The organism is Paenibacillus sp. NPDC056579, from assembly GCF_042793215.1.
Lineage (GTDB): Bacteria > Bacillota > Bacilli > Paenibacillales > NBRC-103111 > Paenibacillus_S.
In genome coordinates, this window is record NZ_JBHTVD010000033.1 from 1 (window position 1) to 980 (window position 980).

1 protein-coding gene is annotated in these 980 nt (G+C 42.9%); it reads right to left on the reverse strand.

Features of this window, described 5'->3' with window-relative positions; all coding sequences use genetic code 11:
* On the reverse strand, nt 1-980 hold a 980-nt coding region (locus ACFQ88_RS39520; RefSeq protein WP_379463433.1), incomplete at both ends, for a NosD domain-containing protein.

Below are 980 nucleotides of genomic sequence, written 5' to 3' on the forward strand. Positions count from 1 at the left end.
GTTTATTACGCTGTGTTTTCTTCCGCCAGTAAGCAAAATCGCTGTCCTGCCAATGCAATTCTTTATACGGTTATCTTCTACGGTGTTTATATATCGGCTGTCTGCTGTTCCGTCTATTGCGTATGTTCTAGCGTTTTTAATTGTGTTTCCGATCACGTCAACTTCTGAATGGGCTTTCCACATGATACCGCGTCCGGTTCCAGTTAGATCAATAATATTATCGGAAACCTCAGCATCTACTGTTACACCACAACGAATACCGCCGAAACCTTTAATTTTGTTATCTGTGACCACCGTATCTATAGCAGCATCCAAAACAATTGAGTAATCCTGTGTAGAGCCTTCTGTATCATTGTCGCTTACCTTGACATACTTTGATAAATGCACCCTGATATGAACACAATCACCATTGATACGGTTATCTGTTACTAGGGCCATTTCACACAAATACACGTATATACCTTGTGAGGTGCAGCCCTCAACAGTATTATCGTTAACCTTAACGCCTTTCCCCCTGGCAGTAATGCCGTTTTCAAAGCCTATGACTGTATTTCCTGATATATTGGCCCTATTCCCTGTTTCCGTGCTGGATACGCCTATAGAGTCGATACCGTGCGCCCAGGATGATTGACCAGGCTGGCGAATGATTTTATTGTTTGTGATGCTTACGTCTGTGCCGTACCCGTATGAAATGTCATTATCAGCAAAAATACTATCAATAATGACTTCCCCTGCTGTAAATGCCCGAATAGCTCCACGTCCGTTCTCTCTGAATCGGTTTTTCTTGATAATGATTTTGTAAGGATGATCATATTTCAGGCCGCCTTCTCCGAATCCCTCTAGATCAATACCCAGCTGCGGCCCTATTGTGTCGCCGCCGGCATAATTTACGTCATTATCTTCAAATACAAGGCCCTCGCATCCGTTTGTAGCAAAATTGTTTCTTCTCGCTCTCTCTAAAACGCATTTCCTTATTGTGA